At 48.7% G+C, this 22369-nt stretch carries 19 protein-coding genes; 11 read left to right on the top strand and 8 right to left on the bottom strand.

The genetic code is table 11. The features are described from left to right. Positions 1-20 precede the first annotated feature (20 nt). The gene (locus tag BUB16_RS03430; RefSeq protein ID WP_073059504.1) at positions 21-908 is read left to right on the top strand and encodes a YihY/virulence factor BrkB family protein; all 888 of its coding nucleotides are present in this window, start codon (positions 21-23) and stop codon (positions 906-908) included. Positions 909-930: 22 nt separating this feature from the next. On the opposite strand, the gene BUB16_RS03435 is transcribed toward BUB16_RS03430, so the two are convergent. Next, a complete protein-coding gene (locus tag BUB16_RS03435) occupies positions 931-2037 on the bottom strand; it encodes a glycoside hydrolase family 3 protein (protein ID WP_244545631.1) in 1107 nt (368 codons plus the stop codon). Between the two features lie 45 nt (positions 2038-2082). Further along, on the bottom strand, positions 2083-3540 hold the full coding sequence (locus tag BUB16_RS03440; protein WP_073059508.1) for a TlpA family protein disulfide reductase: 1458 nt from the start codon (positions 3538-3540) through the stop codon (positions 2083-2085). Between the two features lie 328 nt (positions 3541-3868). Between BUB16_RS03440 and BUB16_RS03445 the strand changes: the two genes are divergently transcribed. The 3 genes from BUB16_RS03445 to acs all read left to right on the top strand — a co-directional run bounded on the left by BUB16_RS03445 (position 3869) and on the right by acs (position 7898). Beyond that, the gene (locus BUB16_RS03445; protein ID WP_073059511.1) at positions 3869-4129 is read left to right on the top strand and encodes a DUF4212 domain-containing protein; all 261 of its coding nucleotides are present in this window, start codon (positions 3869-3871) and stop codon (positions 4127-4129) included. Between the two features lie 30 nt (positions 4130-4159). Beyond that, the gene (locus BUB16_RS03450; protein WP_073059513.1) at positions 4160-5851 is read left to right on the top strand and encodes a sodium:solute symporter family protein; all 1692 of its coding nucleotides are present in this window, start codon (positions 4160-4162) and stop codon (positions 5849-5851) included. A 148-nt stretch (positions 5852-5999) separates the two neighbouring features. Then, positions 6000-7898, top strand: coding sequence for an acetate--CoA ligase (gene acs / locus BUB16_RS03455; RefSeq protein ID WP_073059515.1), 1899 nt, complete (start codon positions 6000-6002; stop codon positions 7896-7898). Between the two features lie 177 nt (positions 7899-8075). Here the strand turns inward: acs and BUB16_RS22140 are convergent, their stop codons facing one another. From BUB16_RS22140 to BUB16_RS03470, 3 genes are all read right to left on the bottom strand, one after another. Next, positions 8076-8309 carry a phage integrase N-terminal SAM-like domain-containing protein gene (locus tag BUB16_RS22140; protein WP_350354130.1) on the bottom strand — a complete coding sequence of 78 codons (234 nt, stop codon included), beginning with the start codon at positions 8307-8309 and terminating at the stop codon, positions 8076-8078. A gap of 90 nt (positions 8310-8399) precedes the next feature. Further along, the gene (locus BUB16_RS03465) at positions 8400-8771 is read right to left on the bottom strand and encodes a hypothetical protein (protein ID WP_073059520.1); all 372 of its coding nucleotides are present in this window, start codon (positions 8769-8771) and stop codon (positions 8400-8402) included. Between the two features lie 74 nt (positions 8772-8845). Then, complete coding sequence (locus BUB16_RS03470) at positions 8846-10060, bottom strand: alanine dehydrogenase (protein ID WP_073059522.1); 1215 nt, start codon at positions 10058-10060, stop codon at positions 8846-8848. Between the two features lie 358 nt (positions 10061-10418). Here BUB16_RS03470 and rsmA point away from each other — a divergent pair, with 358 nt between their 5' ends. From rsmA to BUB16_RS03490, 4 genes are all read left to right on the top strand, one after another. After that, on the top strand, positions 10419-11195 hold the full coding sequence (gene rsmA / locus BUB16_RS03475) for a 16S rRNA (adenine(1518)-N(6)/adenine(1519)-N(6))-dimethyltransferase RsmA (RefSeq protein ID WP_073059525.1): 777 nt from the start codon (positions 10419-10421) through the stop codon (positions 11193-11195). 256 nt (positions 11196-11451) lie between these two features. Continuing rightward, on the top strand, positions 11452-11745 hold the full coding sequence (gene groES, locus BUB16_RS03480; RefSeq protein ID WP_073059527.1) for a co-chaperone GroES: 294 nt from the start codon (positions 11452-11454) through the stop codon (positions 11743-11745). Between the two features lie 59 nt (positions 11746-11804). Continuing rightward, a complete protein-coding gene (groL, locus tag BUB16_RS03485; protein WP_073059529.1) occupies positions 11805-13493 on the top strand; it encodes a chaperonin GroEL in 1689 nt (562 codons plus the stop codon). Between the two features lie 118 nt (positions 13494-13611). Further along, a complete protein-coding gene (locus BUB16_RS03490) occupies positions 13612-13875 on the top strand; it encodes a hypothetical protein (RefSeq protein ID WP_073059532.1) in 264 nt (87 codons plus the stop codon). 59 nt (positions 13876-13934) lie between these two features. Here the strand turns inward: BUB16_RS03490 and BUB16_RS03495 are convergent, their stop codons facing one another. Then, positions 13935-14819: a lytic murein transglycosylase gene (locus tag BUB16_RS03495; RefSeq protein WP_084088009.1), complete on the bottom strand. Its 885-nt coding sequence runs from the start codon at positions 14817-14819 to the stop codon at positions 13935-13937. 419 nt (positions 14820-15238) lie between these two features. On the opposite strand from BUB16_RS03495, the gene BUB16_RS03500 reads away from it, so the two are divergent. Further along, the gene (locus BUB16_RS03500) at positions 15239-16129 is read left to right on the top strand and encodes a 3-keto-disaccharide hydrolase (protein WP_084088010.1); all 891 of its coding nucleotides are present in this window, start codon (positions 15239-15241) and stop codon (positions 16127-16129) included. Between the two features lie 92 nt (positions 16130-16221). Here BUB16_RS03500 and BUB16_RS03505 read toward each other — a convergent pair whose 3' ends face one another. Both BUB16_RS03505 and BUB16_RS03510 read right to left on the bottom strand, forming a co-directional pair. Then, positions 16222-17739 carry a sodium-dependent transporter gene (locus BUB16_RS03505; RefSeq protein WP_073059537.1) on the bottom strand — a complete coding sequence of 506 codons (1518 nt, stop codon included), beginning with the start codon at positions 17737-17739 and terminating at the stop codon, positions 16222-16224. Between the two features lie 88 nt (positions 17740-17827). Next, on the bottom strand, positions 17828-18580 hold the full coding sequence (locus tag BUB16_RS03510; protein ID WP_073059539.1) for a lysophospholipid acyltransferase family protein: 753 nt from the start codon (positions 18578-18580) through the stop codon (positions 17828-17830). A gap of 154 nt (positions 18581-18734) precedes the next feature. Here BUB16_RS03510 and BUB16_RS03515 point away from each other — a divergent pair, with 154 nt between their 5' ends. Both BUB16_RS03515 and BUB16_RS03520 read left to right on the top strand, forming a co-directional pair. After that, positions 18735-21065, top strand: coding sequence for a glucuronyl esterase domain-containing protein (locus BUB16_RS03515; protein WP_073059542.1), 2331 nt, complete (start codon positions 18735-18737; stop codon positions 21063-21065). A 560-nt stretch (positions 21066-21625) separates the two neighbouring features. Then, positions 21626-22195 (top strand): RNA polymerase sigma factor, encoded by a 570-nt coding sequence (locus BUB16_RS03520; protein WP_073059544.1) that lies wholly within the window; start codon positions 21626-21628, stop codon positions 22193-22195. Positions 22196-22369 lie beyond the last annotated feature (174 nt).

Raw genomic sequence — 22369 nt, forward strand, 5'->3', positions numbered from 1 at the left:
TAGCCATTTGGGAGACCGTTGTGAAATTCATCAAAAATTCAGGCAGGCTATTCAAACAGACCTATGAACAGATCCTGCAATTTAATATAGGACTGCATGGAGCTGCTATTGCCTTTTATGCCATTTTTTCAACGGCACCCCTGATTATTATCCTGGTTTGGCTGCTCAGTATGGTATTGGGCGGTGAAATGGGTCAGGCCCGTCTGCAACAGACGTTATATGCTGTGGTGGGTCCCGGTATCGCCGATTCGATACAGTCGATGGCAGATTCCGCCACGCACAGCGCCACGGGATTATGGTCGTCGATGACAGCGGTTGCCGCGCTCCTTTTCGGGGCTACAACCCTGCTCTCACAGGTAAAACACACGCTTAATATGATTTGGGGGGTCCGTGATCCGGCGATCGGAAAAATAGGACATTTTTTGTGGAGTCGATTTAAAGCGCTTCTGTTTGTCGGGGCTCTCAGCCTGTTGTTGCTGGTGGGGTTGATCTCTGAAAGCATACTCTATGGTATGGAACAGGTGTTGATACTGCTTTTTGGCGTCGAAGAGCTGTTTCTGATACAGCTGGTCAGCAGCGGCGCGAATGTCGTACTGGCATTCGTGTTTTTTTTAGCCTTGTTTAGAATTCTGCCGGATCTGGAGGTGCGATTGCGCGATATTGCAGTGGGCGCCCTTTTTACCGCACTCCTTTTTATGGGGGGAAAGATGGTGGTCGGATGGTACCTGTCAGGGACAACGCTCGGACCGGCCTATAAAACCGCTGGTTCCTTCGTCGTCTTTCTGATATGGATATACTATAATGTACAGATCGTGTTGGTCGGAGCCTTTTTTACCAGAGAATACACCCGCTTGTACGGGGAGGATGTGGTGCCGTATTGGGAAGCTTCGCTGGGGCAGGACTGGTAGGCGGCAGGTTTTTGGGGTTATGTTATGGTGTTAACCGGTTTCTTTTCAGCTCCATAATCCGCCGGTACGACTGGTCGATGCGTTGCCGGCTCACTTCTTCTCCGGCAATAAGCTCACGGATAATGTTGTGTGCCCGGGGCACAATTTCGGGATCATAGATCGCATTGTTGGCAAAGGTCAGTATGTCGACCCCCGCAAGAAGCGCCTGTTTGATCGCCGTCTTCAGTCCATATTCCTTGCGGATGGCGCCCATCATCAGATCATCTGATATTACCACACCATCGAATCCGAGGCTGTCCCGCAGCATTCCGGTAATGACGGGTTTCGAAAGGGTCGCCGGGTGAGCGGTATCCCATTCGGCATTAAAAATATGGGCGGTCATGATCATGTCAGCCTGACCGGAATGGATTAACCGGCGATAGGGAATGAGTTCCTGTTTGGACCACGTTTCGGTGACATCGACCACGCCGAGGTGTGAATCTTTTTTTGAGCTTCCGTGGCCGGGAAAATGTTTGAGTACCGTTACTATATCGAAATTATGATGCGCTTCTATATATACCGAAGCGTGTTTGACCACGGTGCGGGGATCAGCAGAAAAGCTACGCTCTAAGCGGCCAATCACGGGATTGCCGGGATTGACATTAAGATCCACCACCGGGGCAAAATTGAGATTAAAACCCAGCTCGGAAAGCGTTTCAGCAGTTCTGCGGGCATAATACCGCGTGCTGTCGGTGTTATTTGTTTCGCCCAGGGATTGAGCAGATACCGAGGCAGGGAATCCGCGTTCCGGCTTGAGCCGGGCCACTTTTCCGCCCTCCTGGTCGACCGCAACAAACAGGGGTGTTTCAGCGCGCGCCTGCAGATCGTTTATAAGTGTTTTGAGCTGCTGGGGCGACCGGATATTGCGCAGCGCCGTGTCCAGCGGCACGTCATAATCAAACAGCGTTACACCGCCGAGATGGTAGTGTTGAATGTCCCGCACAATATGGTTGGTATCCGATATCGCTGTCCCCCGGAACCCCACATTCAGCATTTGTCCGATCTTTTGATCCAGGGAAATCTCTTCTTCCGCAGTTTCATCGCTTGTATCCTGGCTGCAGGCCTCCCCGGCAAGAAATAATGAAAGCATCAGAAGCATCGTAATGTGACGGTTCACGGTCATGGGCCTGTGATATCAGGGGCGTTCCTGTTGTGTTAGCAAGCTGTCCAGCAGGGTGTCGAGATTAAAAGAGGGACGAACGTCATTATAACGGAGAATACGACCCTCCGGGCCAACCAGAATGTAAAAGGGGATACCGCCCCCCCGGTAAGCCGAAAAGGTCTCTTGCTGAAATCCATCGCCTCCGTACAGCTGCGGCCAGGGATTTTGAAACTGATTCAGGGATTGACGCCAGCGAAGGCTGTCTTCTTCTATTGATATAGCCAGGATTTCAAACTCATCGCGGCTATATTCGTTATAAAGGTCTTTCATATGCGGAAATTCGTCAAGGCAGGGAATACACCAGCTGGCCCAGAAATCAAGCAGTACATACCGGCCCCGGAAATCCTCCATTCGCACCGTCTCACCGTCAGCATTCGGCAGGGCGAAGGGGATGGCCGGCTCTCCCGGGGAAACCCGCTTTATTTCACGATAAAAGGATTTCAGAAAAGAGGTATAACGCGGGAAATCCGAATAGGTATCCAGGTACGCTTTATAGCTCGGGGTGGCTACATCCAGCGGCATTTCACCGATTCGTTCGGTGACCAGGTACAGCTGTGCATAGGCCCGGGCCCGGCGTTCATCTACATATTGCAATACCGAGGTGCGGGCTGAGTCAAGGGTTTCGTAGCCCAGCCGTTTGACATCGTACTGCATCAGAGATTGTCCCAGTTCTTCTTCCAGGCTGTCGGCAACCCCAAAGGTATTGGCAAAGGCATTGGTAAAATCCCTGATGCCTGCTCGCTGGGCATGAAGAGATTCAAAAGTAAAGAAATCCAGCTCATTGGCTGTTTGCAGGACGTTTTGGCGCTCGTTCTCAGGATGAAAACCAGGCTGCGTACGGCGATACGTAATATTTTCAAGTCGTTTAACGAGGTATTCGCCCACTGCTTTCAGATAGAGATCTTCGAAAGGGGTATCTTTAAAATAGCGCTCAGCCAATTCATATCGCTGGCGGTAGAATGAGAGCACCCGGGTCGAATTTCCCTCCCGAAAAGCAGGGAGCTGGCGTTGGATTTTTCGAAGCAGCGACTGTTCCCTGTCCCTGTAGTCGGCGTAGCGTTCATCCCAGGGTTCCTCATAGCCCTCCACTTCAACCGATCCCGGAAAATTCGCCCGTTCTATGGTGACGGTCAGCGGACGGCCGGGCCGCAGGAGGAGGGGGTGGTATTGATCATCGATTGTCAGTTCCACAAGCTGGGTGGAATCGACCGGGATAGATACCTGAAAGGTCCCTTTTTTATCGGGCTGCACCAGGTGTTGAATGTTATCTGAGTATTTATAATGGAGTGGCTGCTGGCTGATATAAATCTCTGCTGACCCCACATAGTCGATGGTTCCGGAAACCGTCACGTGCTCATCGCTGCTGCAGGCTGCTGCGGCAATCAACAGGGAAAGAAGCCCGAAGCAGTAACCAACGGAATTATAACTCATGAAAAAGGAGCATTTGAGGCGACGCATAAAGATCTACTTTCGATCTGTGAACAGGATGAACCCATAAGATAAGCTGATTGTATTATTTTGCAATAAGAGATTCAGTTACGCCGGTCCCCCGGCATGTACCATAGCAGGCGGGATTTTTTTCAATTTTTTTACACTTGCGCTTCTGAATTATATTGTTATGTTGTAAAAGAAATTTTGAACAATGGTTTCATATGTTGAAATAAAAGGGCATTTTGGCGGTGCAATTATTTATTGCAAATTTTTATAAAAAAGCTTATTTCCCTGCTTGCAACAAACAGGTTAACCAAAAAACAAGGTGATGAAAGAGGAAAAAAACAGGAAGGAATACTGGCGTGCAAATCTCCGCTATGTAAGTATTCTGTTGAGCATATGGTTCCTGGTGTCGTTTGTATTTGGCATTTTGCTGGTCGAACCGTTAAATACGATACAGCTGGGTGGTTTTGAGCTGGGCTTTTGGTTTGCCCAACAGGGATCAATGTACGTATTTGTGGTTCTCATTTTTGTGTACGTCTGGCTTATGAACAGGCTCGACAAAAGATTTGGCGTTTACGAAGATTAACTTATCAACAGCGGGATATAATAAATAATTATGGATATTCAAACATGGATGTATATACTGGTGGGAGCCACGTTTGCCGTGTATATAGGTATCGCAATATGGGCAAGAGTTGGAACCACAAGTGACTTTTACATTGCGGGAAGCCGCGTTCACCCATTAGCCAACGGGATGGCAACGGCTGCGGACTGGATGTCGGCGGCCTCCTTCATATCGATGGCCGGTCTGATTTCATTTATGGGGTATGATGGAGCCGTTTACCTGATGGGCTGGACGGGGGGATATGTGTTGCTGGCCCTGATGCTGGCCCCCTACCTGAGAAAATTTGGTAAGTTCACCGTTCCGGATTTTATAGGAGACCGCTATTACTCGAATGTCGCACGGACCGTCGCCGTAATTTGTGCCATTATCGTATCCTTTACCTACGTGGCGGGACAAATGCGGGGGGTGGGCGTCGTTTTTGCGCGGTTCCTGGAAGTCTCTGTCAACACCGGAGTCTATATAGGAATGGTCGTTGTTTTTTTCTATGCCGTTCTGGGAGGAATGAAGGGTATTACCTACACCCAGGTTGCGCAATACTGTATTCTTATTTTCGCCTACATGGTACCCGCCTTTTTTATCTCGTTTCAGCTGACCGGCAATATTATTCCCCAACTCGGTTTTGGTGGAACGCTTGCCGACGGTTCCGGGACCTACCTGCTGGAGAAACTAAATCAGCTGCACGTGGAGTTGGGTTTTGCGGAGTATACCTCCGGGACAAAATCTACGGTCGACGTACTTGCCATTACGCTGGCATTAATGGTGGGAACCGCAGGGCTTCCCCATGTCATTGTCCGGTTTTTTACAGTCCCGAAAGTGCGCGACGCGCGGAAGTCCGTGGGTTATGCCCTGCTTTTTATCGCGATTCTTTATACAACGGCCCCGGCCATTGCTGCCTTTGGCAAGATTAATTTGATTGAAACCGTTTCGAATGAGGAGTATGCTGAGATGCCGGCCTGGTTTGACAACTGGGAGACAACGGGACTTTTGGAATTTACGGACAAGAACAGTGACGGCAGAATTCAATATGTGGCGGATGAAAAGGCCAACGAACTTACGATAGACCAGGACATTATGGTGCTGGCGAATCCAGAGATTGCCGACCTGCCCAACTGGGTTATAGCTCTGGTAGCTGCGGGGGGGCTGGCGGCCGCCTTGTCGACGGCTGCAGGATTATTACTGGTTATTTCCACCAGTATAGCCCACGATTTGGTGAAAAAGCAGATAATGCCTGAAATTACAGAAAAAGGGGAATTGATCTGGGCCCGGGTTGCCGCAGGTTTTGCGGTCCTGGTAGCCGGTTATTTTGGCATTCATCCCCCGGGTTTTGTAGCTGCGACCGTTGCCCTGGCCTTTGGCCTGGCGGCCGCTTCGTTTTTTCCCGCCATTTTACTGGGTATTTTTGATAAGAAAATGAACCGGGAGGGCGCTATTTCCGGAATGATTGTGGGAATCCTTCTGATGTTGTTTTATATGATAAAATACAAGCTGGGTGGCTTCGGCGGTGGACTTGAAGAAGACTGGTGGTTTGGTATTTCCCCCGAAGGCTTCGGTACCGTCGCCATGTTGGTCAACCTGGTTGTGGCCATAGTCATATCCAGATTGACCACTGATCCGCCGGAAGATGTCCAGGAGATGGTGGAAGAGATCAGATACCCGGGAGAAGCACGGAAAATAGAGAACTAAAGGATTTGAAATTTTAACAAAAATAATTGCATAAAAAAGTTAATAATTTTTTGCTTTTTTAGGTGTTAATCCCTTGATTGTGTCTCTAAATTTTGTAATATGAATTTATGAACGTAGAATATTTTCAACTTAAATTTGAGTTATTGTTATGTGGCTGAATATCGATTCGTTTGAAGAGTATAAGGAAGTGTATGAACACAGCGTGGAAAATCCGGAGGAGTTTTGGGATCATGAGGCCGGGACCTTTTATTGGCGGAAGCGATGGGACAAGACGCATAGCGGCAGCTTTAAGGATGGAGATATAAAATGGTTTGAAGGCGGTAAGCTGAATATCACCGAAAATTGTCTCGACCGCCACCTTAATACGATCGGTAATAAAACAGCTTTTATTTTTGAGCCCAACCATCCGGACTCTTTTCGCCGTACCATTACCTACCGGCAGCTGCATGAGGATGTATGCCGTTTTGCAAATGTGCTGGAATCGAAAGGTATTGAAAAGGGCGATCGCGTAGCCATCTATATGGCTATGACACCTGAACTGATGATTGCAGCCCTGGCCTGCGCCCGCATCGGAGCGGTTCATTCCATTGTATTTGCTGGATTTTCGGCCCAGTCGCTTGCCGAGCGTATACAGGATTGCGATGCCAAAATGCTGATCACCAATGACGGGCTGCGGCGCGGCGAAAAACATGTACCGCTCAAGGATATTTCTGACGAAGCGCTGGAAGATTGTCCCTCGGTGAACAAAGTCATCGTGTGTCAGCGTACCAATCGTGACATAGATTGGGTGGAAGGCCGGGATGAATGGTGGCATTTGTTGATTCGAAATGCTTCCAAAGAACATGAGGCGGTGGAGATGGATGCGGAAGATCCGCTCTTTATTCTTTATACCTCCGGCTCCACCGGTAAGCCTAAAGGACAGGTCCACACCTGCGGCGGGTATATGGTGTATACCAGCTATACCTTCCGGAATGTATTTCAGGTTGAAGAGGAGGATATTTACTGGTGTACTGCTGATGCCGGATGGATTACCGGGCACTCGTACATTCTGTACGGACCTCTGCTGAACGGTGCTTCGAGCATTATTTTCGAGGGAACCCCAACCTATCCCGATCCGGGGCGTCTTTGGGAAGTCTGCGACAAGTATAACGTAACCCACTTTTATACCTCGCCGACCGCCATTCGCGCCCTGATGAAAGAAGATATTGAGTACGTCAACAAGTATGACCTCAGCTCCCTGAAGGTGCTCGGAAGTGTGGGCGAGCCGATCAACGAAGAGGCCTGGCACTGGTATCACGATCATATCGGGAACGGACAATGTCCAATCGTGGATACGTGGTGGCAAACCGAGACGGGGGGCATTATGATTTCCCCGTTAGCGGGCGTCACGCCGACAAAGCCGGGATTTGCGACCTTGCCGCTGCCGGGTATTCAACCGGCCCTGATGGATAAGAACGGGAAAGAAATTGAAGGTAACGGCGTACAGGGTAACCTGGTCATCAAGCACCCGTGGCCGGGCGTAACGCGGGGTATCTGGGGGAACCAGGAACGTTACAGAGAAACTTATTTTGAAGATTACCCGGGCTTCTATTTTACCGGAGACGGTTGTCGTCGCGATGAAGACGGCTATTACCGCATTACCGGCCGGGTGGATGACGTACTGAATGTTTCAGGTCACCGCTTGGGAACAGCTGAAATTGAGAATGCAATCGATGAGCATCCGAAAGTGGTAGAAGCGGCCATTGTGGGCTACCCCCATGATGTCAAGGGAGAAGGGATCTTTGCCTTTATGACTTGCGATGACGGTGTCTCGAAACCGGAAACGTTCAAGAAAGAGATTCATGATCTGGTTTCCAAGATTATCAGTCCCATTGCCAAGCCCGATAAGATTCAGATCGTAGAGGGGCTGCCGAAGACGAGGTCCGGTAAGATAATGCGTCGCATACTGCGAAATGTTGCAGCCGGCGAAACCGATGACATGGGCGATACTTCCACTTTGCTGGATCCCACCGTTGTCGACGAGATCATAGCCGGTAAAGCTTATTAACAGCAGGGAATCAACGCATATTTCACGTTTTATGTAACAGGCACATCATTTCTTTGGTGTGCCTGTTACTATTTCGTCTGTATTTTTGTTTATCTTCCGGTAAAATCGGGGTTTAACTGCGAACAGTTTCATTCAATTCATAAAGTTCTTCACATCTTAAATCATTGATCGTTAATCCTATAACACTTCCAGATACAGGAAAGCAAAAGTTGAAAGTGCTTGGTTTTGAGTTCCGGCCGATACGTTTTTTTCTTTGGCAAGATAAGTAAGAAAATATTTAACGTCTTTGTCATCAAGTTTACACGGGTGGAAATGCCATGAAACCGGATAAACCGGACGATCCAGGCACATAATACTGTTCGGTCCGGATTCCAAATATCGGACATCATACATAGCCAAAGCGAGGATCATCGTCTACTGGAGGCTATCCGGGGCTTGCGGGAAAACCGACGCCAGCGCTGTTATCCTCCGTCCTCCTTCGAAGGGAGAGGCAGATTTGTGTTAGGTCTGAAGAGCAAACCCGGTAATGAAAAGCAACAGGCTTACCACCAGTAGCATAAGCCGGAATCTTGTCCGTATCATCATAGGGTAAAACAGCAGGCCATAGGTAAGGGGCGTTTCGGCGAGCCATTCGTAGTAGTGGTGGCGATGGACGCTTCCCAAGGCTATTGTTACGTGACCATGCAGAATAGTAATCATAAAGGGAATCGCAAAAAAGGCAGCACCGGGATAGGCAAGAAAATCTTCAATACCCACAAATCGGGCAATATAGATATAAGGCCAGGTAAAGAGTAAAAGCAAGGGAATGCAGAGTAACGAATTAATCAGATGAATACGTTTGAAATTTTTAAGATTGAGCTCTTGGTGTTTCATAATATGGATTAGGTGGGAAGGCGGTTCCCGGTTATCTGTACTACGATAACAACGTCAAAAATATGATAATAATATTAGATTTGGCTGGCTATGAGCATTTCAATACTGCGGTAAGGCATATCAAACAGCTCTGCAAGTGATTTTTTGGTGAGATGCTTTTTATATACATAGGTGCCATTTCGCAGAGCGGTGTTCTTCCACAGGCATTCTTTGATGTCTCCGGCATCACCGATGTCGAGCAGGTATGGTACAATTACATTGTTGAGTGCATAGGTGGCGGTTCGGGCCACATTGGACGGGATGTTGGGCACACAGTAGTGAATGACCTCATGCGCCGAAAATATCGGATTGGAATGGGTGGTGGTGCGGCTTGTGGCAACACACCCGCCCTGGTCAATAACCGTATCTACGATAACACTGCCCGGTTTCATATTCATGACCATCGGCTCGGTAACCATGCAGGGAGCCCGGTCACCTTCCTGCTCCGTCGCCCCAATGACCACATCAGCATATGCCAGTGCGGAGGATATATATTGATAATTGGCCGTAGCCGTAATAATACGTCGATCAAGGGCGTTTTCAAGATGACGAAGCCGGGCCAGGTCATTATCCATTACAAATACCTGGGCCCCGTATCCCAGGGCCGTTCGCGCAGCATATTCGGCGGTAATACCCGCCCCCAGGATCACAACGGTCGCTGGAGGAATCCCCGAAATGCCGCCCAGCATGATACCCTGTCCTCCTTCGCCTTTCTCGAGATAATGGGCCCCGATTTGAACAGCCATGGAACCGGTTATTTCATGCATCATGCGTACAATGGGGAATTCTTTGTCTTCTCCCCTGATAAATTCAAAACCGATGGCGGTGATGGATCGCTCAATAAGGGTCTCTATGAACGGCTCGTTGGCGTTGCCGAGGTGCAGCGCCGAAATGAGGATATGATTATCTTCCAGCAAATCCAACTCCTCTTCGGTAGGCGGGGCTACTTTCACAATCATTTCTGACTTCTGGTAGACCTCGTCAATGCCATGGGCGATGGTGGCCCCGGCATCGGCATATTCCTGGTCTGTAAAATTGGCTTCGGATCCGGCCTCTTTCTCCACAAAGATTTCATGTCCGTTTGCTTTGAGTATGGAGACCCCGTCGGGGGTGAGACAGATACGTCGTTCATCGTTGGAAACCTCCTTCGGGAGCCCTATCTTAAGCGATATATTGGATTCAGACGTCATGAGTTGTTTTTCCAGCGTCTGTATACCAATTTGTTCGGTTTCGAGCGGTTTTATATCCATAAAATAGTATTTCCAGAACCTGATTTCTGATAATTTAAATGACAGAGCTGCAGTAAGCAAAAAAGACAATGATAAATGAAAAATTAAGTGATTTTTATATACAAAAACCTCGACTACCTGTGATAAACATACTTACTTTTCTGGTCTTTTAGCTGAACACGTCAAGACTGAATACAAAATAAGAACCTTCCTGTTGTACCTTTTTCAAACAGCTGACAAGTTCTGTGTACGTGTATTCAGAAACATGATGACAGGATGGGTTAGAGTTCCAAATTAATCGAAAGTATGTGGAACAGATGTAAAATAAAAGCTCGTAACGGGGATTTTTCATTTATAATTTTCCATCATTTATTTCACAATGAGTATCAGACCTAAAAAAAGTTTAGGGCAGCATTTTCTAACGGATGAAAATGTCATAGAAAAAATTGCAGATTCCATCCCGGCCGAAGCGGGTGACAGGGTTATTGAAATTGGTGCTGGTACCGGTGCGCTTACCGGCGCATTGGTGAAGCGTTTTGATGACCTTCTGGCTGTTGAACTTGATGAGCGGGCAATTGAACTTTTGCACAGGAAGTTCGAGGGACTTGAGATCCGGCACGCCAATGTATTGGAGGTAGACTGGAGAGAACTATCCATTGGCAAATCCAGAACGCATGTGGTAGGGAATTTACCCTATTATATTACCAGTCAGATTTTATTTTCGCTGCTTGAGCACAGATATTTTCTTTCGGATGCCATCCTGATGATGCAAAAGGAAGTAGCCGAACGACTTGTATCCGATATTCGTACCAAAGCTTACGGCATCCTCAGTGTTCAAACACAGCTTATGAGCAGCCCGGAAATACTATTCCCCGTTTCCCGCCATTGTTTTAGTCCCCAGCCCAATGTCGACAGCGCCATGGTGAAGTTGACTTTTGACAAGAACAGGCTGAGCTGTAGCGATCAGCACTTAAAAACGGTGGTGCGCACGGCCTTTAACCAGCGGCGTAAAAAATTGAGCAATGCCCTCAAGCCCATTATTCCCAAAGATCAGCTGCCCCGGGCATTTGATTTTGACAAGCGGGCCGAAGCCTGGCCTCCCTCCGAGTATGAAAAGTTGACAGCACAATTCGAAAAAAATGGCATTTTGACCTGAAATTTCGACTAATCTTTTTTCATCTATTTGGGCTGTATTGGATGATTACTGCCTTAAGCGGGCTTTGATCTGTTTAAATAGCTATTTGATGTTTTATTCATTTTTTTCGCATAGTTTGGTACGGTCCTTGCTCACCTATATATCTTAACAAAGTAATTTGCTTTGTACGATATTGAATCATTTTTACAGCATCATTATGCTGATGTCGATGTATTTCAACTTCAACTAATAACCTTAAATTGTAGGAGTCATAATTATGGCTAAATCTAAAATCAAACCGTTAAGCGATCGCGTTTTGGTTCAGCCAGAACCTGCCGAAGAAAAAACCAGTTCCGGAATTATTATCCCTGATACGGCTAAAGAAAAGCCCCAGGAAGGGACGGTTGTTGCCGCAGGTCCCGGCAAAGTAGAAAACGGAACCAAGATTGACATGTCGGTAAAAGAAGGCGACAAAGTGCTTTATGGGAAATATTCGGGCACGGAAATCACGCTGGATGGGGATGAATATCTTATAATGCGTGAAGCCGATATTCTTGGAATCGTTTCCTAAGTATCTCATCTATTTTTACAACAAACTAATTACAAACACTTAAAAATTAATAGACAACTATGTCAGCAAAATTAGTTCATTATGATATGGAGGCACGCGATGCACTAAAGCGTGGCGTTGACAAGCTTGCAAATGCTGTCAAGGTCACCTTGGGTCCGCGTGGACGAAACGTAGTAATTGAGAAATCTTTCGGTTCACCGACCGTTACCAAAGACGGTGTCACGGTAGCCAAAGAGATCGAGCTCTCCAACAAGCGAGAAAACATGGGTGCTCAGATGGTGAAGGAGGTTGCCTCCAAAACCAGCGACAATGCCGGTGACGGAACAACAACAGCTACTGTTCTTGCTCAGTCCATCATTCAAACCGGTTTGAAGAATGTTACGGCCGGTGCTAATCCGATGGAATTGAAACGAGGGATCGACACCGCCGTTAAAGCGATTGTCGAAGAGCTTCGAACAATGAGCAAGCCGGTAGGCGACAGCCTGGACAGTATCAAGCAGGTCGGCTCCATCTCGGCCAATGGTGATGAAGAGATTGGCCAGAACATTGCCGATGCGATGGAGAAGGTAGGTAAAGACGGTGTCATTACGGTTGAAGAAGCCAAAGGGACTGAAACCTATCTCGAGACAGTTGAAGGTATGCAGTTCGACCGCGGCTATCTTTCTCCTTATTTCGTAACCGATTCTGAAAATATGGTTACGGAAATGGAAGAGCCTCATATCCTGATCTTCGATGAGAAGATTAGCAATATGAAGGATCTGCTTCCAATCCTTGAAAAAGTAATTCAAACCGGCAAGCCGTTGCTGATTATCGCTGAAGATGTTGAAGGCGAAGCACTGGCTACACTGGTTGTTAACAAGCTGCGCGGTTCGCTGAAAATCGCAGCCGTCAAAGCTCCCGGATTCGGTGACCGCCGAAAGCAGATGCTGGAAGACATTGCTATCCTGACAAACGGTACCGTTATTTCGGAAGAGCGGGGCTATAAACTGGAAAATGCTACGCTTGACTATCTGGGTACGGCCGACCGTGTCAATATCACCAAGGATGACACGACGATTGTCGGGGGCCAAGGTTCTGATGATGATATCAAAGCCCGGGTCAACCAGATCAAAGGTCAGATCGAATCTACCACTTCCGATTACGATCGTGAGAAGCTGCAGGAACGCCTTGCCAAGCTCAGCGGTGGTGTTGCTGTCCTAAACATCGGTGCTGCTTCTGAAGTTGAGATGAAAGAGAAGAAAGCCCGTGTTGAAGATGCGCTGCATGCTACCCGCGCTGCCGTAGAAGAAGGCATCGTAGCTGGTGGTGGCGTAGCACTACTGCGTGCTCAGAGGGCGCTGGATAGCCTGAAGGGCGAAAATCCCGATCAGGAAGTTGGGTTCGACATTGTACGCAGGGCCCTTGAGTCTCCGCTTCGTTGTATTGCCAACAATGCCGGAGCCGAAGGTTCTATCGTTGTACAGAAAGTGAAAGAAGGTAAAGATGCTTTCGGGTACAACGCTCGTACCGAGACCTATGAAGATCTGATCGAGGCAGGCGTTATCGATCCTACGAAAGTAACGCGCACCGCGCTTGAAAACGCTGCTTCTGTAGCAGGATTGATGCTGACGACCGAAGCCCTCGTCTCAGAGAAACCTTCCAAAGGTGATGATGATGATGACGGACCTGCCGGCGGCGGTGGCATGCCCGGCGGAATGGGCGGCGGTGGCATGCCCGGAGGCATGGGTGGAATGGGCGGTATGATGTAAATATAGCCCCCGATCCCACGCTTCGGGTTTAAAACACCCTACAGGTATAAAATAAAGCCTCACTTTTCCGCCTTGCGGGAGAGTGGGGCTTTTTTATTTGTTTCCTCAACCTGACACGATGTCTGGAAATGTCTCGAGTATTGCGGACAACGTAAAAGAGTCAGGTTTTTATGCCTTTTCCCGGCAGCAGGGAGAGCCGGTTTGGGAACTGGCCGCACCGGAAAAGTATATCCATGGATTGTCCCGGGCAGTAAGGGCTATTATCCCATGCAGGATTTCAAAAAGCTCATCACGATCACCGAACGGGGAATTACAAGTTATGAGCTGTAAATTCATGAGCGAGCGAGAAGCCAAAGTGGAAAAAATCAAAGCTGAAAAATAAAAATTGGAAGCTCGTTCTTCCCTGACTTCAGGGAAGAAAAACCAATAACCGTAACCAACCTAATCCGTCTCAGTGGTTGAGGCGTTTACGGTCGTTGTTCCGGTTTCAAACTCTTTGGCAAGATCCAGCACGGCATCGGCATACAGCCCGCTGGGGTTATAGCGCAGTATGGAGGTTCGCAGGTTGTTGGTTCGCTGTTGAAAATAGGCTAAATAATTGGCTACCGACATAATGTTATTGCCCATATCAAAAATGTCATCCCCGACAAACCATTTATTCAGGGAATAGGGAATAAACTGCGCGAATGACATTGCCCCGGCATAACTGGATTTCAGCTCAAACAGGTCAATATTCTTTCGTTTAGCGAAGTCCAGTAGCTCCAGCAGCTGTGCCTTTGCAAAGTCGGCCCGGTAATCCACCGCGTACATCGAGACGTAGGCGTTAAAAGGATTATAGCTGCCGATGTTATTCCCGAAATCCGACTCAATACCGATAATGGCAGTAATTACGTATTTCGGAATACCGTACTTTTCCTGTGCTTTTTGCAGCTGATCGGCATGGTCACGCATGAAATCCACCCCCCGCCTTTTTTTCTCTTCAAATCCGAGAATCTGTTTGTATTCTTCGAGGTTTATGGACTTCCGCTCAGCGGATTTCCGAAAACGATCGGCAATACCTTCATAAATCGTAAATCGTTCATCCCGGAGCAGGTCATCTATCGCGAGCCCCTCGTTGCGACAGGCCTCAAGGAGAGTAGCAAGTGCCCCCTCGTACTCGCTGTGCGAAGGCAGGGACAGGGTATCCGCATCAGCCTCCGAGAATGGAGGGGACGGGGATATTAAAGCCTGATCTTCTGCGGGATAAGCAGGGTGAGCCTGGCATAAGGTAGTGGTCCCTATAAGCAGCAGGCATGCTATGCACCCGTTTTGGACTATGGTATTCATAAACTGATTTTTTTCGTTACCGGATGCCTAATAATACAAAAATTCGGGAGTAATTATAATCTGTTTCAGCTTTATTGTAAAAATGTCTGAACGCGAGTAACATATAATCAGGTGCCAGATCGCTCGATAGTATTGTCTTTTGTACCGGAAGGGAAGCGTTGATCTGATTTGGGTTCGATAATTTTTATTATAGTTGCCTTCGATCAAAAACCGAAAGCCATTTATGTATGAATTATAGTTTCTTTATCTTAAGCTTGGTTCATACCAGATCGATCCGAAATGCTCTTTTTTGGTCAGGATTAATCAGTAAATAAAATTTAGTATAACCTTGGTGGAAATATTTTAACCATGAGATTAATGCGTAGGAGTGGTTGCTGTTACCCGATAATGCAACTGTTGAAGCATGAGTTTTTTTTAGCATGAAAAACACACCTGTAGTTTGGTTTTTCCTTTTATTGATCGCGGGCGCTATACCGGCTCAAAGCCAGGAGGCCCCTGAACCGATCACGCCCGGGGAACCGATTCAATTATTTAACGGAAAAGATCTCTCGAATTTTTATACGTGGATTCCCGCCCATGAGTATGAAGATCCCAACCGGGTGTTTTCTGTAGTACGCAATATCGATGGATTTCCCGCCATCAGGATCAGCGGAGAGGAGATCGGCAGCCTGATTACTCAAAAAAGCTATCAAAATTATCACCTCATTGCGGAATACCGGTGGGGACCGGTTACCTGGGAATGGCATTACGGCAAATATACCAGAGCACACCGGGCGAGAGACAGTGGCATTCAAATTCATTGCCAGGGAGAGGCGGGCAACTGGCACAAAGATCGCAAGGCTCCTTTTATGTATGGCATACAATACCAGATGCGGGAAGGACGTATCGGAGACATAATTATGATGGGGGGCTGGAACAAGGATGGTAGTGTCAAAGAAGGTCCTACCGTGACTGTTAACGCACATCAAAATGAAAACGGTAGATATCAATATCACTGGGGTGCTGATCCGATAACCGCAAGCGATACCCGAAATGACCCGCAGAGAATACGACAGGTGCACTGGTATGGCGCCGATCCCGACTGGGCAAATGTAAAAGGATACAGAGGTGGTGGCGACCTGGAGAAAGATTATGGCGGATGGAACAGGGTAGAAATAATTGCCGGTCCCGATAGCCTTATTTATAAACTGAATGGTACAGTGGTTAATATCGGGACCGAGCCCAGTGTCAAAGAGGGCAAAATTCTGATCCAGTCGGAATACTCGGAAATATATATTCGAAAACTTGAATTGCAACCTCTCGAAGAATAACAGAGTCAAACGGATTTCAACTATATTTTATAGCGGTCCAAAGGGAGCGGGATCAAATGCTATTATCATTAACGGCAAGCGTTTGAAACAGTTTAACCCGGGTTGACTTCCCGGCTGCCGGTGGTTTTGTCGGCGAGCGTGCCATTATAAAAATAGAAGAGTGCCATAACGATGCCCCACTGCATGGCGATGGTAGCTACCGAGAAGGCGCTGAGCGGGTTATACCAGCTGTCGGGAGCGTAAGTTGTAATGCTCAGGTAGATCCACCAGATGAGCAGTGAAATGACTTCCACCGGCACTACATACCGGATGATTATTTCCCACCATCTCCCGAGAGTATATTGTTGTTCTCCATTGTTTACAATTTCAGATCGAAAGCGGGCCGGTCCGAAACGGATGATCGCGAAGGACATAAAGGCTCCGGAGACCATCAGGCCCACCGACCACACAAAATCCTGGTTGGCCAGGATGTCAAGCGACATGGCTGAAGGAATACCAAGCAGGAAGCCGGACAGGCAGATAAAAAAAGTGGATTTTTTGCGGGAAAAACCCATATCCACAAACACGCGGCTTGCCAGTTCAATCATCGATATCAGGGAGCTGAAGGCGGCAAAAGTTAGGCCCAAAAAGAAGAGAATGGCAAAAACGGGTCCTCCTGCCATCTCGTTGAAGAGCTGGGGCATCCATATAAACGTAAGTCCCGTCGAAGCGGGACCGGAAGTTTTCATGATCTCCAGAATTTCGCTGTTGCCCATGCTGCTGCCCAGCGTGCCGAAAACGGTGGCAAAAATGGTCATCGCTGCCAGCAGGGATACGATGTTATTTCCGATGCCGGTCTGAAAAGCGCTGACGGTGATGTCGTCCCGGCTGCGCATATAGGCTCCATAGGTGAGAATGAGTCCCCACGCGGCCCCGGTATCCCAGGCGTTTTGGGTAAGGGCCTCAAGCCACAGGCGAGGTTCAGTCAGTGTAGACCAGTCGGGAGTAAACAGGTACTGCAGACCCTGCGCGCTCCCGGAAAGCGTGGAGGCGCGAATCAGTGAAATGACAACAACCAGCAGCAGGGAGGGAATGAGTATTTTGTTGATGCGCTCGATGGAAGAAATTCCCCTCACGACCACAAAGCCGCCGAGTCCCATCATCAGGGCATGATAAACCGAGGGCCAGAGCGATCCCTGAAACCCTTCCCAGATCATGTTGGCCTGCTGCATGCTCCCGGGCAGGCTGGAGGTGACCGATTCCACGAGGTAGAAGAGCGCCCATCCCGCTACTACGCTGTAGTAGAACATGATGGCGGTAGCGACAAAGCCGATGAACGCCCCCATCCAGCCATATTCTTTTCCCACCAGCTTAATGAAGGAGCCAATGACTCCTTTCCGACCGTGCCGTCCGATGCCGTACTCGGCGATAATCAGGGGGATGGAAAACAGAAACAGGCAGCAGATCCAGGCAATAAGAAAAGCCCCGGCTCCCTCTTCTCCCCCGTTCTGTGCGGCGATGCGCGGGAAGCGCCATATGTTGCCGGTCCCCACAGCAATGCCCAGCACGCTCAGGATTAGTCCCAGTTTCGAGGAAAAAAGGTCACTCTGGCTTTTTTTATGGGAACTCATGGGGATTACACTTTAATGAATTTTACAGGTTGAGTAATGCTCAGGACACCGACACATATTTTTAACTATTTTTTTGTGCAGTGGCAAGCTATTCTTCTTTATCCGCTTTGGCCCACTGCAGGTATTTGCGGCGGATGCCCGTCATATGTTCTTCCAGGTCATCAAGCCTCCAGTTCGAAACGTCCACCGGTTCATGGATATGGGCCGTTACGATTCCTGATTTTGTCAGCAGCGTACCCCCCGGGCTGAGTTCGCGGCTGCCTTCAAAATAGACAGGTACCACAGGATAGCCCAGATCCATCGCCATCCGAAAAGGGCCCTTTTTGAACGGACCGATAATTCCGGGATGTTTGCGTGACCCTTCAGGCGCCATCATCACCGAAATCTGCTGTTCTTTAATACGTTTACAGGCCTCCTGCAGTTGTGCTATGGCTTTCTCGGACTGGTTGCGCCGGATAAAAATCTGTCCCGTTAATCTCCCCAAAAGAAAGAAAAGCGGATTGTACTGGAATTCCCATTTGGCGACAAAACGAATCCTCGGGAGTCCCAGCGCCAACAGGGTCAGCACATCCAGTGTGGAACTGTGATTGATAATAAATACGGAGGGACACGGTATGGTGCCGGCATGGCGTTCTATATTAAAACGGATACCGCTGAACCACAGGACAGGCCGGACCATCAGCGGAGCAATAGTTTCCATGATATAGTTGGTGGCTTTTCCCAGGGTTATCACCAGAAAAAAAAGGATAACGGGGGCTGCCATCAGAAAAATCAGAAAAAAAGCCGTAATAGCAAGCATACTGCGAATATAATCGATCGTGCTGAACGTGCTTTCGCTCATAAATCAGCAGTTATTAAGAATCCCAAAAATTAATGTCGCCGCTCCTCCATAACCTATATTTATTATTTTAATAATTCAGGTCATTGTTCTATACTTGTTTTTTAACGGTTCCAGCCGCAAACAAATACTATATATTTAAAATTATTCAGGAACTATGGGCAAGGATATTGCTAATGTGTTATTCCTTTTGATGTCAGTGTGTGTTGGTTTTATTCATATCTCCCATTCAAGTGCTCATGCACAGAGGGGAGAAGAAGACCGGCAACAATATCTGGAACAGCTGCTGGAGGTGTTGCCGCCGGACCGGTATCAGAGAAGATCGGATGCTTTGCCGCCGACCCCGGTAGATTCTACCTGGTCAGCCTGGGTGGAGCGAACCGGGGAGCTGCCGCCGGATTTTGAACAGATGCCCTCCCTGCCGTTTCTTCCCGATCCCCTGGTGCTGAATGAGGGGGGTGAGCACATCCCGGTGGAGACGATCAGTCAGTGGCGGAAAAAACGTCAATGGATCAAAGAAAAAGCCCAGCACTGGATTACCGGGACCGTCCCGCCGCCGCCCGGCAACCTGAAGGCGGAGCTTCTTGAGGAACGTCAAATGGGGGAACTGACCGAGCAGGATGTTCTCCTCAGGTTCGGACCGGACCACAAGGCGCAACTTCGTATTACCTTGCTGATCCCGCCCGGAGAGGGACCCTTTCCGGTATTTATGTGTCCCTGGAAAGAGGACCGCTACGACTGGGTACAGGCGGCCGTCCGTCGGGGGTATATCGGCGTCAGATTTGCTGCCACGGATCCCAAATACGGACTTGAAGATGACAGCGAAGCATATGCCGATATCTGGTGGCCGGACTATGATTTTACCACGCTCATGCGCTGGGCCTGGTCTGCGTCCCGGACGATCGATTACCTGCATACGCTTCCGCAGGTAAACCGCGAACAGATAGCACTCACGGGGCTGTCGCGCAACGGCAAGTCCGCTCTTTGGGCCGCCGCTTATGATAAGCGCATCAAGGCCGTGGTACCGATCAGCGGGGGCACCGGGGGCGAGCATCCTTTTCGCTATACGTCGGCTAAATATAACAATGAATCCATTGAACTGCTTACCCGGGTGCAACCCCACTGGCTGCACCCGAGGCTTCGCTTCTTTGTGGGGCGGGAACACAAATTGCCCGTCGATCAAAACTCGCTCATGGCCCTGGTTGCTCCCCGGGGACTCATGTTGACTTCTTCGATTAACGAGCACGCCGCAGATCCCTGGGGCATCGAACAGGCTTACCGGTCGGCCAAGTCGGTGTATGAATTTTTGGGCGCTGAAGAGAACATAGCCATTGATCTGAGAGATGGATTTCATTCCCCGGCCGCCCGGGATATGGAGCGGTACCTGGACTTCTTCGATTATGTTTTTGAGAGAGGGGATACGGAACCACAGAATAAACTGTATTACGATTATACCTTTTCAAAGTGGCTGGGCCTGTCCGGGGAGATGATCGATCCTCTTGATTATCCCTCCAAAGGAATAGATGACATGCTGGAAGACCCTGACGGGCAGAAGATCGATAAAACCGAAGATTGGGAGAAAAAAAGAGAAGAGATCCGGTCCCGTATCAGCTGGGGCCTGGGCAAAGAGCCGCCTTCCCTGAGTCCGGGCCCGCAGCGTAATTACAAGCGGGATGTTCTCGGGCTGCCCAGGGTGGATGAATCCGTGGGAAGCCGTCCTATCTCTTTCGGGCGGTTGTATTATCCCGCCGACGGGGAGGGGCAGCCGGTGGACGATGACCTGCCGGTGGTGGTATATCTTCACGAGTATACCTATTCGACGGGTTTTCTCCGGACGGGGGATATCATCGACCGGTTTACGGACCGGGGATTTGCCGTTTATGTGTTCGACCAGATCGGTTTCGGAACCCGCATAGAAGAGGGGCGGCTGTTCTATGAGCGATTTCCCCGCTGGTCCAAAATGGGACGCATGGTCGCTGATGTCCGTTGGGCTATCGATGAGTTGGCCTCCGTGAATTATCTGGACCATGATAACCTCTTTGTCGGCGGCTATGCGCTGGGAGGCACCGTTAGCCTGTACAGTGCGGCCCTGGACGCTCGCATTGCCGGCGTCATTTCTGTCGCGGGCTTTTCGCCCATGCGTACCGATCGCCCCGGCAAAACCGCCGAGGGGATATACCGCTATTCGCATTTGCACGGGCTGCTCCCCCGGCTGGGCTTTTTTGTCGGGCATGAAGACCGGATTCCCTATGACTACCACGAAATCCTTGCCTCCATTGCCCCCCGGCCGGTGTTGGTTACGGCTCCGACGTGGGACCAGTACAATTCATCGGAGGATGTCACCATGGCGGTGGATGAAGCTGCCGAGGTCTACCAGTTATATGGGGCCGGGGACGCGCTCCGCCTCGAAAAGCCGGAGGATTACAACAGGCTTTCCCCGGAAATGAAAGAGGACATGGTTGACTGGGCTGCGGAGATGGTAGAGTGAAAGAGATTGTAGAATGAGCGGGAATCAGACGATTAGCCGCGTACATTTCATTTGGAATGATCGGGTTATAAAATCGGACCGTATTCCTGAACCGGCATTCCCAGGTATGTAATCGTCACATCTGCTGCGTTGAACCTTCCCGGGTAGTCCGGGGTGAATGATCCAGGGCGTGGTTAAATTCCGATCTTTGAATACAATTGTATATCGTCGTTCCCATCATATGGACGATAGTGTATGCAGACACCCGAACCACGACAAGCTTCTCTTGGGTACTCTATATCTGCTCTGTGCGACGCTTTGAGGCAACTGTTACCTATTATTACCGGTCGGCTTTTCTGAGGGGTTATGGAATGTTTTATTTGGATTCGCTGCATTATGTTTTTGGATTTAATTATGAAATTTGCAATTATAAAACAACATACTCCGGGAAAGGGCTAACGTATTTACAAGTGGAGGTGTGATTTTTCAGGGTGAGTTTATTGGAAATGCTTTCGGATGGGAAGAGCCCTGGAAATAGATTTAAATTTTTCGGGCAAAATGATACATAAATAAACAGAACTATGGGCTCAGGTGATAATGGGGACAAGGTACTTCTGCAAAAGCTTAAGAGAGGAGATGAAACGTCTTTCCGAACCATCTATCTGAAATATCACAAGCGGTTATTCAGACTGGCATTCAAATACCTGCGCAGCAAGTCACTGGCCGAAGATGCCGTCCACGAAGTGTTTGTCAGCTTGTGGAATGACCGAAAAAAACTAAGAGTATCCGGATCACTGAGAGGGTTTTTATTTACCGCCATCAAAAATCACGTGCTGAATGTGATTGACAAAGACAAGCGAAGGCTGAAGAAGCACATTAACCATTCATACGAGAAGAAGGCCAGCCGGTTGGAAGCCGCTAATGTTATTGAGCTTTCCGAATACAGGGGACTTTATCAGTCAGCTGTTGAACATCTTCCTGAAAAGAGACGTCAAGTTTTTGAGCTGCGCACGGAAGAGGGACTAACCAACAGGGAAGTAGCAGCGTATATGGAGATCTCCGTACACACCGTCAAATCGCAGTATTATAAGGCATCTACCTTTATCAAAGAGTATGTGCGCAGGAATATGAACAGAGAGACGGGGAGTTGAAGGGATTTTTTGAGTCTCCTTTATACTACTATTATAGGTTCTATTGTTGGAACGACCAAATTCTTTGCACCTTTTTGGCTTGACCCAAAAGGTGCGTAAAAGGTCAAGACTGAGAAAACTCAGCGCCCGGCAGTCGCGCCGGCTCCGGAGAAAAATATAAACTCACCCGACAGC

The organism is Fodinibius roseus (assembly GCF_900129315.1).
GTDB classification, from domain to species: domain Bacteria; phylum Bacteroidota; class Rhodothermia; order Balneolales; family Balneolaceae; genus Fodinibius; species Fodinibius roseus.